At 72.7% G+C, this 15,386-nt stretch carries 13 protein-coding genes; 10 read left to right on the top strand and 3 right to left on the bottom strand.

All coding sequences use genetic code 11. The annotated features are described in order from the left end of the window. Positions 1 to 12: 12 nt before the first annotated feature. The 3 genes from ABZ887_RS20715 to ABZ887_RS20705 form a co-directional block, all read right to left on the bottom strand. The gene (locus tag ABZ887_RS20715) at positions 13 to 156 is read right to left on the bottom strand and encodes a hypothetical protein (RefSeq protein ID WP_361291420.1); all 144 of its coding nucleotides are present in this window, start codon (positions 154 to 156) and stop codon (positions 13 to 15) included. An 89-nt stretch (positions 157 to 245) separates the two neighbouring features. Next, entirely contained in the window at positions 246 to 710 is a 465-nt protein-coding gene (locus tag ABZ887_RS20710; RefSeq protein WP_361291417.1) for a DUF5605 domain-containing protein, read from the bottom strand. A 103-nt stretch (positions 711 to 813) separates the two neighbouring features. After that, positions 814 to 1,797, bottom strand: coding sequence for a sugar phosphate isomerase/epimerase family protein (locus ABZ887_RS20705; protein ID WP_361291414.1), 984 nt, complete (start codon positions 1,795 to 1,797; stop codon positions 814 to 816). 179 nt (positions 1,798 to 1,976) lie between these two features. Here ABZ887_RS20705 and ABZ887_RS20700 point away from each other — a divergent pair, with 179 nt between their 5' ends. The 10 genes from ABZ887_RS20700 to ABZ887_RS20655 all read left to right on the top strand — a co-directional run bounded on the left by ABZ887_RS20700 (position 1,977) and on the right by ABZ887_RS20655 (position 15,331). After that, positions 1,977 to 2,870, top strand: a complete 894-nt coding sequence (locus ABZ887_RS20700) for a transketolase (RefSeq protein WP_361291411.1) — start codon at positions 1,977 to 1,979, stop codon at positions 2,868 to 2,870. Further along, on the top strand, positions 2,867 to 3,865 hold the full coding sequence (locus tag ABZ887_RS20695; RefSeq protein ID WP_361291408.1) for a transketolase C-terminal domain-containing protein: 999 nt from the start codon (positions 2,867 to 2,869) through the stop codon (positions 3,863 to 3,865). The genes ABZ887_RS20700 and ABZ887_RS20695 overlap by 4 nt, the downstream gene beginning before the upstream one ends. Next, positions 3,862 to 5,457, top strand: coding sequence for an FGGY family carbohydrate kinase (locus tag ABZ887_RS20690; protein WP_361291405.1), 1,596 nt, complete (start codon positions 3,862 to 3,864; stop codon positions 5,455 to 5,457). The genes ABZ887_RS20695 and ABZ887_RS20690 overlap by 4 nt, the downstream gene beginning before the upstream one ends. 10 nt (positions 5,458 to 5,467) lie before the next feature. Continuing rightward, a complete protein-coding gene (locus ABZ887_RS20685) occupies positions 5,468 to 6,457 on the top strand; it encodes a sugar-binding transcriptional regulator (RefSeq protein WP_361291402.1) in 990 nt (329 codons plus the stop codon). Positions 6,458 to 6,557: 100 nt separating this feature from the next. Beyond that, complete coding sequence (locus ABZ887_RS20680; RefSeq protein WP_361291399.1) at positions 6,558 to 7,418, top strand: RNA methyltransferase; 861 nt, start codon at positions 6,558 to 6,560, stop codon at positions 7,416 to 7,418. Between the two features lie 54 nt (positions 7,419 to 7,472). Further along, entirely contained in the window at positions 7,473 to 8,609 is a 1,137-nt protein-coding gene (locus ABZ887_RS20675) for an ATP-binding protein (protein ID WP_361291396.1), read from the top strand. Positions 8,610 to 8,734: 125 nt separating this feature from the next. After that, positions 8,735 to 9,856 carry a phenylalanine--tRNA ligase subunit alpha gene (pheS, locus tag ABZ887_RS20670; RefSeq protein ID WP_361291393.1) on the top strand — a complete coding sequence of 374 codons (1,122 nt, stop codon included), beginning with the start codon at positions 8,735 to 8,737 and terminating at the stop codon, positions 9,854 to 9,856. Beyond that, positions 9,856 to 12,375, top strand: a complete 2,520-nt coding sequence (gene pheT / locus ABZ887_RS20665; protein WP_361291390.1) for a phenylalanine--tRNA ligase subunit beta — start codon at positions 9,856 to 9,858, stop codon at positions 12,373 to 12,375. The genes pheS and pheT overlap by 1 nt, the downstream gene beginning before the upstream one ends. Before the next feature lie 265 nt (positions 12,376 to 12,640). Then, on the top strand, positions 12,641 to 13,771 hold the full coding sequence (locus tag ABZ887_RS20660) for a PP2C family protein-serine/threonine phosphatase (RefSeq protein ID WP_361291387.1): 1,131 nt from the start codon (positions 12,641 to 12,643) through the stop codon (positions 13,769 to 13,771). A gap of 219 nt (positions 13,772 to 13,990) precedes the next feature. Continuing rightward, a complete protein-coding gene (locus ABZ887_RS20655; protein ID WP_361291384.1) occupies positions 13,991 to 15,331 on the top strand; it encodes a transcriptional regulator in 1,341 nt (446 codons plus the stop codon). Positions 15,332 to 15,386: the final 55 nt, after the last annotated feature.

The raw sequence follows: 15,386 nt of genomic DNA, 5'->3' as shown, positions 1-15,386 counted from the left end.
GTCGGCCAGGTCTCACGGCTGGGCCTGGACCAGGGGCGCCAGGGTGAGGGTGCCCCCCGAGGCGCCGGTTCCGCCGCTGTCGCCGGATCCGGATCCGCACGCCGTCGCGGCCAGGGTCACGACGACCGCAACGGCCGTCAGCATGATGCGTCGCATGGGTAACTCCACGTTCGTGGCGGGCGGCATGGCAGGGCCGCCCGCGGTTCTGATGGGCAGGTGTGGGGAAGGTGAGGTGCGGTGCGGACTCAGCCGGCTGTCGTCGCGGGCGTCGGGGTGTCCTCGTACGCCCTGAGCCGGACCGCGATGTAGGGGAGGGCGGGCAGCGGCAGGGTGAAGACGCCCTCGTACGTGCCCGGGAGCCGGGTGACGGTCATGTTCCAGGTGTCGATGACCTCGGCCTCGTAGCGGATGCCGGGGGCCATCGCGAACGTACGGCGGCGCGGCTGGCCGAAGCCGAAGTAGGTGAGGTGGTAGCGGCCTTCGACGCCGCCGGTCGGGACGTCCCAGTCGGAGGGCAGCGGATCGATGCCGTTCCCCGGTGCCTCCTCCAGGATCCGTCGCAGGAAGCCGACGACCCGCTCCAGCGGCGCGTACCTGAGCTGGATCTCCAGCGGCGCGTTGACGATTCCGGTGAGGTGCTTGCGCACCACCGCCTCGGCCCGCTTGTTGCGCAGGACGTCTCCGAGGATCGACGCGGGACCGTAGGGCATCACGGGCTCCCGCACGGGAGGTTGCAGGGGTGGGACATGGCGGCTCCTGAGGGTGGGCCGGGCGGCCGGCGTCGCGGTGCGGCTGCCGCGGACGCCGGCCGGCTCAGCCGAGCAGTGCGGTGCGGACGATCCGCTGGACGGCCATCGCGTCGTGCGCGGCCTGGGCGGCCCGCAGTGCGTCGAGGGGGAGCGCGGCGGCCTTGGCCTCCAGCGCGCGCAGCGTGGCGACCGACTCGCGGACCGCGTCGCCGGGGTGCTCCCGGTAGGGGAAGAGGTCCAGCTTGAGCGGCTTGTCCCAGCCGATCTCGCGCACCACGTGCAGGAATTCGAGCGTCTCCACGAGATGCAGGGCGCCCGCGGTGAGGTCGTCGTCCCACTCGCGGTAGTTGTCGTCCAGCTCGATGTCGACGAGCCGGCCCATGGAGTGGGCGAGGGTGAGCACCTCGGCCGGGTTCTCCTTGGCGAACAGCGAGTGGCCGAAGTCGACGACCAGCCCGACGTTGTCCACGCCCATCTGCTCGATCGCGAGCAGCGTGGCGGCGGCCGTGGACCAGAACAGCCGGTTGCGGGGCTCCTTGAGCTTGTACTCGATGGCGAAGGTGACGTCGGGGAAGGCGCGGGCGACGTCCCGGATGCCCTCGACGGCGTGCCTGCGCAGGGTGGCGTAGTCCACCTGGAACGGGTAGTCGTACCCGTCCTGTCCGGGCCAGAACTTCACGTAGCCCGCGCCCAGCCGGCGGGCCACGTCGACCGACTCGTGCGCCAGGTCCAGGGCGCGGGCCCGGGTGGCCGGGTCGGGCGCGGTGAACGAGCCGGTGCGGAAGCCGCGGTCGTAGATGACGGGCGTGACGCAGACCGCGGAAAGACCGTGTGCGGTGAGGGACTTGCCGACGTCCTCGACCGTCACGCCCTTGTCGAAGGGGTAGTTGAGATCCAGACCGACCAGGTCGCCTGATTCCGCGGCCAGTTCGATGGTGTCCAGGGTCGGGACGACGGGGCCGTAGCCGTCCGTCGCGTAGCGGTCGATGATGCGGCCGAACGTCCACATGCCACCGGTGAAGGTGCGGGGGACCGGGTGCGGGGCCACGACAACTCCTTCTGAATATTTATTCTCGATGTGCTGTCTTCGGTGGCCGGGACCGTAGATTCCGGCGAGGGTGCGCGTCAAGAGTGGCGCAACTGTGGATTTTCGGGCCCTGTTTCGAGGGGTTGACGGTGCGGTGTGGCGCGGCGCATGATCCGACTGCTTAGAAATCACATGGCTGAATGGATATTCAGGTGCTCGCTGTTGATCACTCCGCCGCGGCGGACTACCGCGCACTCCGGCAGGCCGTCCGTGCCGCGGACCCCCCGGACGCCGTGCGCCTGCTGCGGTCCCTGGCCACCGACGTCCGGCTGACGGTCCTCGACATGATCGACAGGGCTCGGATGGGACACATCGGCGGCGACCTCTCCGTGACCGACATCCTCGTGACCCTCTTCGGCGCCGTCCTCGACGTCGACCCCGAACGGCCGCAGGCCCTGGGCCGGGACCGGCTCATCCTCAGCAAGGGGCACTGCGCCGCCGCCCTGTACGCCACCCTCGCGCGCTGCGGCTACTTCCCGAAGAGCGAGCTGACCGGCTACATGGCCCCGTACTCGCCGCTCAACGGCCACCCCAACCGCCGCAAGGTCCCCGGCGTCGAGACCAACACCGGCCCCCTGGGACACGGCTTCCCGGTCGCCGTCGGCTGCGCGCTCGGCGCCCGGCTGCGCGGCGACGGCGCGCGCACGGTCGTCGTGCTCGGTGACGGCGAACTCCAGGAAGGCAGCAACTGGGAGGCCGCGATGACCGCGGGCCATCAGCGGCTCGCCGCGCTCTGCGCCGTCGTGGACCGCAACCGGCTCCAGCAGGGCGCCCGTACCGAGGACACGGTCGCACTCGATCCGCTGGCCGAGAAGTTCGCCGCCTTCGGCTGGGAGGTCCGGGAGACGGACGGCCACGACCACGGCGCGCTGCGCGCCGCCTTCGCCCCCTCCAGCACCGGTCGGCCCGTTGCCGTCGTCGCCCACACCGTCAAGGGCAAGGGCGTGTCGTTCATCGAGGACCGCGCCGAATGGCACCACAAGGTGCCCACCAAGGAACAGGTGCACGCCGCCGTCGAGGAGCTGACCCGGTGACCGAGACCCACACCCCACACGCCCCCGCTGCCGCTCCCACCCCCACCGACGCGCCCGTGTACGACTGCCGCACGGTCTTCGCCGAGGAACTGGCCGCCCTCGCCCGCCAGGACGAACGCGTGGTCGTCGTCTGCAACGACTCCGTCGGCTCCAGCAACCTCGTCGCCTTCCGCGAGGAGTTTCCCGACCGGCTCGTCAACGTCGGCATCGCCGAACAGAACATGGTCGGCGTGGGCGCCGGCCTCGCCAACGCCGGCTTCGTCCCCTTCGTCTCCGCCGCCGGGCCCTTCCTGACCGGACGCGCCCTGGAACAGATCAAGGCCGACTGCGCCTACAGCGGGTTCCGGGTGATCCTGTGCGGCCAGAGCCCCGGCATGGCCTACGGCGAGCTCGGCCCCACCCACCACTCCGTCGAGGACCTGTCCTGGCTGCGTGCCGTGGCCGACCTCACCGTGGTCGTCCCGGCCGACCGCGCCCAGACCCGGGCCGCCCTGCGCTGGGCGTACACCCACGACGGCCCCAGCTACCTGCGCGTCCCACGCTTCAAGGTCCCCGACGTCACCTCGCCCGACGCCCCCTTCGAGCACGGGCGCGCCCAGGTGCTGCGCGACGGCGGCGACGTCACCCTCGTCGCCATCGGCACCCTGGTCTCCCGCGCCCTGACCGCCGCGGACCGGCTGGCCGCCGAGGGGATCTCCGCACGCGTCCTCAACGTGCCCTTCGTCGACCCGCTCGACCGGGCCGCGATCCTGCGGGCCGCGGTGGAGACCCGGGGCCTGGTGGTGGCGGAGGAGGCCACCCTCAGCGGCGGCCTGGGCGCCGCCGTCGCCTCGCTCACCGGCCAGCACCACCCGGTCCCGCTCAGACTCCTCGGCGTCACCGGGTTCGCCCCGACCGGCAGCCCCGAAGAGCTCCTGGAACACTTCGGGCTCACCGCGGACGGCGTCCACCGCGCCGCCCGCGAGGTCCTCGGCCTGACATCCTCGGCGTCATGAACCAGTCGCTGCTGCTCGCCGTCGACCAGGGCACCTCCGCGACCAAGGCGCTCCTGGTGCGCGCCGACGGCGCGGTCGTCGCCTCGGCGTCCGCCCCGCTGGCCATCGGCCATCCCCGGCCGGGCTGGGCGGAGCAGTCGCCCGAGGACATCTGGGACAGCGTCCTGACCGCCGTGGCGACATGCCTGGCCGGACACGATCCGGGCCTCGTGGCCGGCGTCGGGCTGACCAACCAGCGGGAGTCGTGTCTGCTGTGGGAGCGCGCCACCGGACGCCCGCTCGGCCCCGTGATCGGCTGGCAGGACCGGCGCACCGCCGACCGGTGCGCCACCCTGCTCGCCGACGGCCTCGGCGAGCACGTCCGCGCGGTCACCGGGCTTCCCCTGGACCCGATGTTCAGCGCGCTCAAGGCCCAGTGGCTGCTCGACACCCACGACCCGGACCGCACCCGGGCCCGGCGCGGCGAGCTGTGCCTCGGCACGGTCGACTCCTGGCTGCTGTGGCGCCTGGGCGGCGGCGGGGACCACCTCGTCGAACTGGGCAACGCGGCCCGCACCCAACTGCTCGACGTCCGCCGCCGGGACTGGGACGAGCGACTCCTCGACGTCTTCGACGTCCCCCGGCAGGCACTGCCCCGGATCACCGCGTCGACCGGGCCCTTCCCCGCCGTCCGCGGCCTGCCGCCGCTCGCCGACGGCACCCCCGTGCTCTCGGTGCTCGGCGACTCCCACGCCGCGCTGTTCGGGCACGGCGTCTTCCTCCCCGGCAGCGTCAAGGTCACCTACGGCACCGGCTCCTCGGTCATGGGCCTGGTCTCCGGACCCGACCGCGCCGAGGACTCACCGCTCTGCCTGACCATCGCCTGGGACGACGGCATCCCCGCGTACGCCCTGGAGGGCAACATCCGCTCCTCCGGCGCCACCCTGCGCTGGCTCGCCGGACTGTTCGGCGTCGGCGAGGCCGAGCTGGCCGGGCTCGCGGCACCCGACGCCGCGGGCGTGCACCTCGTCCCGGCGTTCGGGGGCCTCGCCGCACCCTGGTGGGACAACGACGCCACCGGTCTGCTCAGCGGACTCACCTTCGGCACCGGCCTGCCCCAGCTGGCCCGCGCCGCCCTGGAGTCCGTCGCCTACCAGATCGAGGACGTGGTCGCGGGCCTCGACACCGCGAGCGGACGCGTCACCGCGCTGCTCGCCGACGGCGGCGCCACCGACAACGCGGCCCTGATGCAGCTCCAGGCGGACATCTCGGGCGGATCGTGCGCCGCCCCCGGGACCGCGACCTGTCCGCCCTCGGCGCGGCCCGGCTGGCCGGCTGCGCACTGGGGATGTTCACCAGGAACGGACTCGCCGGCCAGGCCCGCGCCGAGGAGGTGTACCGCCCGCAGTTGCCGGAGGCGGATCGGGAACGCGGCATCCGGTCCTGGCACGAGGCGGTCGCCCGGGCCCGCGGTGGTGCCGTCGCCGGTGATCCCGCGGCCCGCGGTGGTGGCGCCGCCGGGGATCCGGCAGCCCACGGAGCTGCCGCCGCCGCGGATCCGGCGGACCGCGGCACACCATGAACACTCCGAGCGCCGCCCCCGGGCCCAGTAGGGTGCGACCTGTGTTCCAGCATGCCGACCTCAGCAGCAACGAATCCGCGGACAAGCTCAGGCTGATCGTCCGGGTGGCGCGCATGTACCACGAGCAGGGGCTGCGCCAGGCGGAGATCGCCAAGGCCCTCGGACTCTCCCAGGCAGGTGTGTCCAGGCTGCTGCGCCAGGCGGCCGAACGCGGTGTCGTGCGGACGATCGTGGTGTCGCCGCCCGGCATCCACAGCGAACTGGAGGACGCGCTCGCCGACCGCTACGACCTCACCGACGTGGTCATCGTCGAGAGCGACGACCTGCCGGACCACCCGCGCACCCTGCTGCGCGCGCTCGGCTCGGCGGCGGCCACCTACCTGGAGACGGCCTTCCGGCCGGGGGACGTGATCGGCGTCTCGACCTGGAGCGAGACCCTCCTCGCGGCCGTCGAGGTCATGCAGCCCGCCCGGGTGCGGGGCGTCGAGAAGGTCGTCCAGCTGATGGGCGGCATGGGCGACCCGCAGGGCCAGGTACAGGCCACCCGGCTCACCGCGCGGCTTGCCGAACTCATAGGCGCCGGACCGCTGTTCGTCCGGGCCCCCGGGCTGGTCGGGTCCGCCCAGGCCCGGCTGTCCCTGCTGCACGACGCGACCGTCCTGGACGTGGGCCAGGCCTGGGACCGGCTGACCGCCGTCCTCGTCGGCATCGGCAGCCTGCAGCCCTCCCCGCTGCTGCAGCTGAGCGGCAACGCGGTCGCCGACGAGGAGCTCACCCGGCTGCGCCGGCTCGGCGCGGTGGGAGACATCTGCCAGCGCTTCTTCGACGAGGACGGCGTGCACGTCGACGCGGGCCTCGGGGAGCGGACCATCGGGGTCTCCGTGGACCAGCTCCGCAGCGCCCCGCGCCGGATCGCCGTCGCGGGCGGCGACCGCAAGTACAGCGCGGTGCGCGGCGCGGTGCGGGGCCGCTGGATCACCACGCTGGTCACCGACATCAGCACGGCCCGCCGGCTGCTCGACGAGCCCTGACCCCGCCGCGCCGCCCGCCCCGGGTGCGCGAGACTGGTACGGCGGCGGTGCGGACCTGCCGCCCGCCGTGACCGACCGCCGTTGTGAAGGTGAACCACAGATGCCTCCCGCCACCCCCGAGCTCATCTCCCCCCGCTCTGCCCGTGTCGCCGCCGCCCGGCGGCTGGAGCGGCGGAACTTCCGGGGCAAGGAGCGGCTGTTCCTCGCCGAGGGACCGCAGGCCGTACGGGAGGCCGCCGGGCACCGGGTCGGTGACGAGCCGACGCTCGTCGAGCTGTTCGCGACAGTCGAGGCCGCGGAGCGGTACGCCGACATCGTGGGGGAGGCGAGGGCGGTCGGTGCCCGGATCCACCTGGCCTCCGAGGACGTCATCGCCGACATCTCCACCACCGTGACGCCCCAGGGGCTCGTCGGAGTGTGCCGGTTCCTGGACACGCCGTTCGAGGAGATCCTCGCCGCCCGCCCCCGGCTGGTCGCCGTCCTCGCCAACGTCCGCGACCCCGGCAACGCCGGCACCGTGCTGCGGTGCGCCGATGCTGCGGGGGCAGAGGCGGTCGTCCTGACCGACGCGTCCGTCGACCTGTACAACCCGAAAGCGGTCCGGGCCTCCGTCGGCTCCCACTTCCACCTCCCCGTCGCCGTCGGCGTGCCCGTCGAGCAGGCCGTGGCCGGGCTGAAGGGCGTCGGCGTGCGGATCCTCGCCGCCGACGGGGCCGGTACCGACGACCTCGACGACGAGCTCGACAACGGCACCATGGGCGGGCCCACGGCCTGGGTGTTCGGGAACGAGGCCTGGGGGCTCCCGGAGGAGACCCGCGCGCTGGCGGACGCCGTCGTGCGCGTCCCGATCCACGGGAAGGCCGAGAGCCTGAACCTCGCCACCGCCGCCGCCGTATGTCTCTACGCATCGGCCCGTGCACAGCGCGCCTCCGGAGGGTGCCGTTCCGTCACCCTGAGCTAGTAGGGTGACCAGCTCGGGGGCCTGCTGCGCCGTCTGAGAGGTGGAGTACGGGGTATGAGTGTCGGCACCAGCAACACGCCGGGCAGCCGTGGCACCGGCCGCGTACCCGCACCCCGGCACGGCGACCTCACCGGGCTGTGCATCGACCCCGACGAACTGCCCGACGGCCTGGTGATCGCCGACGAGCACGGTCTCGTCGTCTGCTTCAACGCCGCCGCCGCCCGCATCACCGCCACCGCCCCCGCCGACGCCCTCGGCCGGCGCCTGGAGAAGGCCCTCCCCCTGGAGGACCTGGAGGGGCGGCGCTGGTGGCAGCTCACCGATCCGTACGGAGGCCTCGCCATCCGGGTCGGCCAGCCCGAGCGCAACCTCCTGCTGCCCGGCGGCCGGGAGGTGCTGGTGTCCGCCAGGTACGTGCGGGCCGAGCCGACCGGGCCCGTGCGCCGGGTCGTCGTGTCGCTGCGGGACACCGAGGCCCGGCGCCGTACCGAACGCAGTCACGCCGAGCTGATCGCCACCGTCGCGCACGAGCTGCGCTCGCCGCTGACCTCCGTCAAAGGGTTCACGGCGACCCTGCTCGCCAAGTGGGAACGGTTCACCGACGACCAGAAGCGGCTGATGCTGGAGACGGTCGACGCGGACGCCGACCGGGTCACCCGGCTCATCGCCGAGCTGCTCGACATCTCGAGGATCGACAGCGGGCGGCTCGAAGTGCGTCGGCAGCCGGTGGACATAGGCGCCGCCGTCGGACGGCACATCCAGGCGTACGTCGCCGCCGGGCAGCCCGCCGACCGGTTCCTGCTCCGCGTCGAGCAGCCGCTGCCCGCGCTCTGGGCCGACCCGGACAAGGTCGACCAGGTCCTCAGCAACCTCATCGAAAACGCCGTGCGGCACGGCGAGGGAACTGTCACCATCGACATCACGGCCACGGTGTCCCCGCGCGAAGGCGAGGACACCGGCACGTCGGTCACGGTGAGCGACGAAGGGCCCGGCATCCCGGAGGAATCCATGAACCGCGTCTTCACCCGCTTCTGGCGGGGCAGCAAGCGCGGCGGCACCGGACTCGGGCTGTACATCGTCAAGGGCATCGTCGAGGCCCACGGCGGCACCATCACCGTCGGACGCGCCCCCGGCGGCGGCGCCGAGTTCCGATTTACGTTGCCCGTGAGCGTCCCGGCGTATCTCGCCTGACGGCCCACGGGCTCTTCGTATACCTCCACCCCGTTAGACTCGGCCTTTGGCACCTTTGTGTCCTTCTCACGGCCCATCAACGGTCTCGGGGACCATCCGCCAGCGAATCGGAAGCACGGGAAGAGATGTCGGCACCCAATAAGTCGTACGACCCTGTCGAGGTCGAGGCGTTGAAACCGGACGAGATCGAGCGCATGCGGGACGAGGCGCTCGCCGCCTTCGCCGCCGCGGACTCCCTCGACGCGCTCCAGGAGGCCAAGGTCGCCCACACCGGCGGCGCCTCCCCGCTGGCCCTCGCCAACCGCGAGATCGGCGCCCTGCCCCCGCACGCCAAGGCCGCCGCCGGAAAGCTGGTCGGCCAGGCCCGCGGCGCCGTGAACAAGGCCCTCGCGGGCCGTCAGGAGGAGCTGGAGGCCGAGCGCGACGCCCGGGTGCTGGTCGAGGAGGCGGTGGACCTCACGCTGCCGTACGACCGCGTCCCGGCCGGCGCCCGCCACCCGCTGACCACCCTGTCCGACCGCATCGAGGACATCTTCGTGGCCATGGGCTACGAGGTCGCCGAGGGTCCGCAGGTCGAGGCCGAGTGGTTCAACTTCGACGCCCTCAACATCGGCCCGGACCACCCGGCCCGCGGCGAGGCGGACACCTTCTTCGTGCAGGGCCCCCAGGGCGGCACCGAGTCCGGTGTCGTGCTGCGCACCCACACCTCGCCGGTCCAGATCCGCTCGCTGCTCGACCGTGAGCTGCCGGTCTACGTGATCTGCCCGGGCCGCGTCTACCGCACCGACGAGCTGGACGCCACCCACACCCCGGTGTTCCACCAGGTCGAGCTGCTCGCCGTCGACGAGGGCCTGACCATGTCCGACCTCAAGGGCACCCTGGACCACATGGTCCAGTCGCTGTTCGGCGAGGGCATGAAGACCCGGCTGCGGCCGAACTTCTTCCCCTTCACCGAGCCGTCCGCCGAGATGGACATGCTCTGCTACGTGTGCAAGGGCGAGTCCGTGGGCAACCCCGACCGCCCCTGCCGTACCTGCTCCTCCGAGGGCTGGATCGAGCTGGGCGGCTGCGGCATGGTCAACCCGCGGGTGCTCACCGCCTGCGGTGTCGACCCGGAGAAGTACAGCGGCTTCGCCTTCGGGTTCGGCATCGAGCGGATGCTGATGTTCCGCCACAACGTCGAGGACATGCGAGACATGGTCGAGGGTGACGTCCGGTTCACCCGGCCGTTCGGGATGGAGATCTGATGCGGGTCCCGCTTTCCTGGCTGCGGGAGTACGTCGACCTGCCGGCCACCGAGACCGGCCGCGACGTGCAGGCCAAGCTGATTTCGGCCGGTCTGGAGGTCGAGACCGTCGAGCAGCTCGGCGACGGCCTCAAGGGCCCGCTGGTCGTCGGCCGGGTGCTCACCATCGAGGAGCTGGACGGCTTCAAGAAGCCGATCCGCTTCTGCACCGTCGACGTCGGCACCGCCAACGGCACCGGTGAGCCCCAGGAGATCGTCTGCGGTGCCCGCAACTTCGCCGTCGGCGACAAGGTCGTCGTCGTGCTCCCGGGTGCGGTGCTGCCCGGCGGGTTCGCCATCGCCGCCCGCCAGACGTACGGCAAGACCTCCCACGGCATGATCTGCTCCAGCGACGAGCTGGGCATGGGCGACGACGGCACCAAGGGCATCATCGTGCTGCCGCCGGAGACCGAGGTCGGCAAGGACGCCATCGAGCTCCTGGAGCTGGTCGACGAGGTCCTGGACATCGCCGTCACCGCCAACCGCGGCGACTGCCTGTCCATCCGCGGCGTGGCCCGCGAGACCGCCATCGCCTACGGCCTGCCGCTGAGCGACCCGGCCCTTCTCGACGTGCCGGGACCGAACGCCTTCGGCTACCCGGTCCAGGTCTCCGACCCGCTCGGCTGCGACCGCTTCACCGCGCGCACCGTCACCGGCCTGAGCCCCGAGGCCCGCTCCCCGATCTGGCTCCAGCGCCGCCTGCAGAAGGTCGGCATGCGCCCGATCTCCCTCGCGGTAGACGTCACCAACTACGTGATGATGGAGCTCGGCCAGCCGCTGCACGCCTACGACCGCTCCCTGGTCCAGGGCACCATCGGGGTCCGCCGCGCGGCCGAGGGCGAGAAGATCGTCACCCTCGACGGCACCGAGCGGAAGCTGCACGCCGAGGACCTGGTCATCACCGACGACCGCGGCCCGATCGGCCTCGCGGGCGTCATGGGCGGCGCCAACACCGAGATCGCCGACCACGATGCCGCCGAGAACGGGGCGGACGCCACGACCGACGTGGTCATCGAGGCGGCCCACTTCGACGCCGTCGCGATCGCGCGCACCGCCCGCCGGCACAAGCTGTCCTCCGAGGCCTCCCGCCGCTTCGAGCGCGGGGTCGACCCGCAGGCCGCGGCCGCCGCCGCGCAGCGCACCGTCGACCTGCTGGTGCTGCTCGCCGGCGGCACCGCCGAGGCCGGGGTCACCGAGGTCATCGCGCCGTCCGCGCCGCACACCATCACCGTCCCGGCGAACCACCCCGACAAGGTCGCGGGCGTCGAGTACGGCCGGGAGATCGTCGTCCGCCGCCTCCAGGAGGTCGGCTGCGATGTCTACGGGCAGGACGAGCTGCTTGTCACCGTCCCGTCCTGGCGGCCCGACCTCCTTGAGCAGAACGACCTGGCCGAAGAGGTCATCCGCCTGGAGGGCTACGAGAACCTGCCCTCCACGCTGCCCAAGCCGCCGTCCGGCCGTGGCCTGACCCACCGGCAGCGGCTGCACCGCCGGGTGGGCCGCGCGCTGGCCGGGGCCGGCTACGTCGAGGCGCCGAACTACCCGTTCATCGGCGAGGGCGTCTTCGACCAGCTCGGCCTGGCCGCCGACGACCCGGCCCGCCGCGTCGTCAGGCTCACCAACCCGCTCAACGACGAGGAGCCCGCGCTCCGCACCTCGCTGCTGCCGGGCCTGCTCGGTGCGCTGCGGCGCAACGACGGGCGGGGCACGCACGACCTGGCGCTGTTCGAGACCGGCCTGGTCTTCCTGCCGCGCGAGGAGCAGGGCGTCGCCGGCCACCTGCCGGTCGACCGCCGTCCGACCGACGCGGAGCTCGCCGCGCTGAACGCCGTGCTGCCCGAGCAGCCGCGCCATGTCGCCGTCGTCCTCGCGGGCGCCCGCGAGCAGGCCGGCTGGTGGGGCAAGGGCCGTCCGGCCGACTGGGCCGACGCGGTCGAGGCGGGGCGCGCGGTCGCACGTGAGGCCGGGGCCGAACTGATCGTCCGCAAGGGCCAGTACGGGCCGTGGCACCCCGGCCGGTGCGCCGAGCTGGTCGTCGCCGACGGCGCCGAGCGGGTCGTGGGCCACGCCGGTGAGCTGCACCCGCGGGTGCTCAAGGCCCTGGGGCTGCCCGCGCGCACCTGCGCGATGGAGCTGGACCTGGACGCCCTGGAGCAGGTCGGCGACGGCACCCCGCAGGCGCCGAGCATCTCGACGTTCCCGGTGGCCACGCAGGATGTCGCCCTCGTGGTGGACAAGCCGGTGCCGACGGCGGAGGTCGAGGCGGCGCTGCGTGAGGGTGCCGGTGAACTCCTCGAGGCCATCCGGCTGTTCGACGTGTATGTCAACGACGAGCAGCTCGGCGACGGGAAGAAGTCGCTGGCGTATGCGCTCAGGTTTCGGGCGTCCGATCGCACGCTGACCGTGGACGAGGCGTCGGCTGCGCGGGACGCGGCGGTCGCCCTTGCCGGGGAGCGTACGGGAGCGGTGCTGCGCGGCTAGGCGCCGTGGGGGCTGCGCGACTCGGCCGGGTGCGGGTTTCGCCGTGGCTGATCGCGCAGTTCCCCGCGCCCCTGAAGGGGCGTGTCCGCGAGGGCGCTTACATGTACTGCTACCTGCATAAATGCGGGTGTCCGGTGGGTGGTCACTCATTTGGGTGAGATCCATCCGGGACATGGCCCTTTCGGGGCATGCCGTCGACAGAATCGGACCGGCCTTTCGGGGTCGGTCCGTCTGTTCTTCAGGCGCCTACATGGGGGCCATGGGCATGATCCGCATCAAAGCCGGGGTTCCCCGCAGCAGGCGGCCCCGGACGAATTCACGGCCCGGGCGCCGTGCTCTCGCCCTGGGGCTGCCCACGGTGTGGGGCGCCGTCGCGGTCGGCTACAAGTTCGGATGCCCGCTGGCCGAGCAGACCGGGCTCGGCGCGCGGATCGTCACCAGCGCCGTGTTCTTCGCGGTCGGCACCGGGCTGATACTGCATGTCCGCCGGGCCCTGCTCCGGGAGCTGCGGCAGGCCCGTATGGTCGCCGGCGCCGCCCAGAGCGTGCTGCTGCGGCCGCTGCCGCCCCGGCTCGCCGGGCTGCACGTCGCCGCCGCCCAGCTCTCCGCCGACCGGGGCGCGAGCATCGGCGGCGACCTCTACGAGGCAGTCGCCACCGAACACGGCGTACGGGTCGTGATGGGCGACGTACGCGGGCACGGACTGTCCGCCATCGGCACCGTCGCCGCCGTCCTCGGCAGCTTCCGCGAGGCCGCCCACGACGAACCCGAACTGGGCAGGGTGCTCGGCCGTCTGGACCGCGCCCTCGCCCGGCACCTACGAGAACGAGCCAGGGCCGAGCACCCGTCGAGCGGCCAGGACCCGGACGGCCCGGTGGCCGAGGAGTTCGTCACGCTACTGCTCCTGGAGATCGCGGCGGACGGCGGGCTCAGCGCCCTCAACTGCGGTCATCCATGGCCGTACCTGATCAGCGATGCGCGCGTGGAGCCCCTGTCGACGGCCGATCCGCTACCGCCCCTCGGGCCCTTCCCCCTGCCGACGGACCTGGCCGCAACCGACTGCGGCCAGTTGCTCGATGGCGAGTCGCTCGTCCTCTTCACGGACGGCGCCGAAGACGCCAGAGACGCCCGAGGCCGCTTCTTCTCCTTGCCGGAAGCTCTGGCGGAAGCGGTGCAAAGCCACCCGGTCTCTCCTCAGACCATCCTCCGTACGGTCTTCACCGCATTGCTCCACCACACAGCGGGCCGCCCCACCGACGACATCGCTCTCCTGGTACTACGCAACGAACGCACGCACCAACACGCCTGCTTGGGGGCGCGGGGCGAGGACATCAGCGGCTCCGCCGCGCGGGCGCGAGCAACCCCCACGCACCCGCAGCCGACGAATTACCTCTGACGGCCCCCTTCAGTCCCGTCGGCCAAGCCAACGGCCAGGCCACCGCACTGTACGAGGGGGAGCCGGCGGCCCGGCCGGCCTCTTGCGAGGCAATTAAGTCAACCGGACCGACACTCTCCGCGACAGTGCGCGCACGCTACGGATGCGCGCACTTCGTTCACACCCCGTGTGAACGCAACCGCACTACGCTGACGGAACCAGGCCACTCGGGGGGCATCCATGCAGCCCAACTCTCTGCTCGACGCGATCCTGGACGAGGCGGGGATCTCGCACGCCGGTCTCGCCGCCCACGTCAACCAGGCGGGCCGGGCCCGTGGACTCTCGTTGCGCTACGAACACACCGCCGTCGCGCGGTGGTTGAAGGGCCAGCGGCCGCGCGGCCAGGTGCCCGACCTGATCTGCGAGGTGCTCGCCGCCCGGCTGCACCGCCAGGTCACCCTCGACGACATCGGCCTCGGCGTCCCCGGCGAGCCCAGCGTCCCGCACGCCACCTCGCTCTCCGGCTTCGTGGAGCGGGCCACCGCCCTGTGGCGCTCCGACGAACAGCAGCGCCCGCACATACTCGGCGCCCCCGCCGTCACCGGCACGCCCGCCGTGATGCCGGTGTGGGAGTGGGAGAACCCGCCCGAGGACGTCGACGTCTCGCGTGGCGGGCGGCACCGGGTCACCCCGGCCGACCTGGAGATGCTGCGCGCCGCCCGGGCCCACTACGAGCAGATGTACCGCAAGGCCGGCGGCATGGCCACCCGCACCCGGGTCGTCGGCTTTCTCAACTCCGAGGCGGCCCCGCTGCTGCGCGGCAGCTACACGGATGCCACGGGCCGTCAACTGCACCGGGCGACCGGCGGACTGGTGGCGATCGCCGGCATCTGCGCGTACGACTCGGACGCGCACGGGCTCGCGCAGCGCTACTTCCACCAGGCGCTGCGGCTGGCCAAGGCCAGCGGGGACCGGGGACTCGGTGCCTACGTCATCGCACTGCTCGTCAACCAGTCTCTCTTCATGCGGGAGTTCCGGCAGGCCGTCGCCTTCGCGGAGGCCGCGCTGCGCACCGCCGGCAAGCACATCACCCCCGCCCTCGCCTCCGACCTGTACGCGATGCAGGCCAAGGCGTACGCCCACCTCGGCGACGGCACGAGCGCGCTGTCCTGCATCCGGCGGGCCGAGACGGCCGCCGAACGCATCCGGCGGGGCGTCGAACCCGACGAGACCGGCTATGTCCAGCCCGGCCTGGTCAATGTGCAGGTGGCCGAGGCGCTGCTCAGCCTCGGCGAGCTCGCCGCCGCCCGTGAGCATGCCGCGGCCGCCGTCGACAACCCCGCCCACGACCGGGGGCGGGTGCACCGCCTCGCCATGCTGAGCACCATCGAACTGCGCCAGGGGAACGCCGACAACGCGGTGGCCACGGCCGTGCAGATGGCCGAACAGGCCCGCGGAATGGAGTCCCAGCGCCTGCGCGACAGACTCCGCGCGGTACGCGAGCACCTCGTGCGCAGCGGCGGTTCCGGAACCGCCGAGGCCGCCGAACTGATCGACGGCGCACTGCGCGTACCGCTCTAGGCGCGGTAGGCCTTCAGAGCCGCTGCTGCGATATTGCCACTTACTCGGCGGAAGG

The organism is Streptomyces sp. NPDC047061, assembly GCF_040643955.1.
Lineage (GTDB): Bacteria > Actinomycetota > Actinomycetes > Streptomycetales > Streptomycetaceae > Streptomyces.
The sequence above is the reverse complement of the archived record's forward strand: the minus strand, read 5'-3'. Positions and strand labels throughout refer to the sequence as shown.

Bases quoted from the DNA above. Each gene is read 5' to 3' on its own strand.
- pheS (WP_361291393.1), top strand. From the start codon at position 8,735: ATGTCGGCACCCAATAAGTCGTACGACCCTGTCGAGGTCGAGGCGTTG.
- ABZ887_RS20690 (WP_361291405.1), top strand. From the start codon at position 3,862: ATGAACCAGTCGCTGCTGCTCGCCGTCGACCAGGGCACCTCCGCGACC.
- pheT (WP_361291390.1), top strand. From the start codon at position 9,856: ATGCGGGTCCCGCTTTCCTGGCTGCGGGAGTACGTCGACCTGCCGGCC.
- ABZ887_RS20655 (WP_361291384.1), top strand. From the start codon at position 13,991: ATGCAGCCCAACTCTCTGCTCGACGCGATCCTGGACGAGGCGGGGATC.
- ABZ887_RS20660 (WP_361291387.1), top strand. From the start codon at position 12,641: ATGATCCGCATCAAAGCCGGGGTTCCCCGCAGCAGGCGGCCCCGGACG.
- ABZ887_RS20710 (WP_361291417.1), bottom strand. From the start codon at position 710: ATGCCCTACGGTCCCGCGTCGATCCTCGGAGACGTCCTGCGCAACAAG.
- ABZ887_RS20675 (WP_361291396.1), top strand. From the start codon at position 7,473: ATGAGTGTCGGCACCAGCAACACGCCGGGCAGCCGTGGCACCGGCCGC.
- ABZ887_RS20680 (WP_361291399.1), top strand. From the start codon at position 6,558: ATGCCTCCCGCCACCCCCGAGCTCATCTCCCCCCGCTCTGCCCGTGTC.
- ABZ887_RS20700 (WP_361291411.1), top strand. From the start codon at position 1,977: ATGGATATTCAGGTGCTCGCTGTTGATCACTCCGCCGCGGCGGACTAC.
- ABZ887_RS20715 (WP_361291420.1), bottom strand. From the start codon at position 156: ATGCGACGCATCATGCTGACGGCCGTTGCGGTCGTCGTGACCCTGGCC.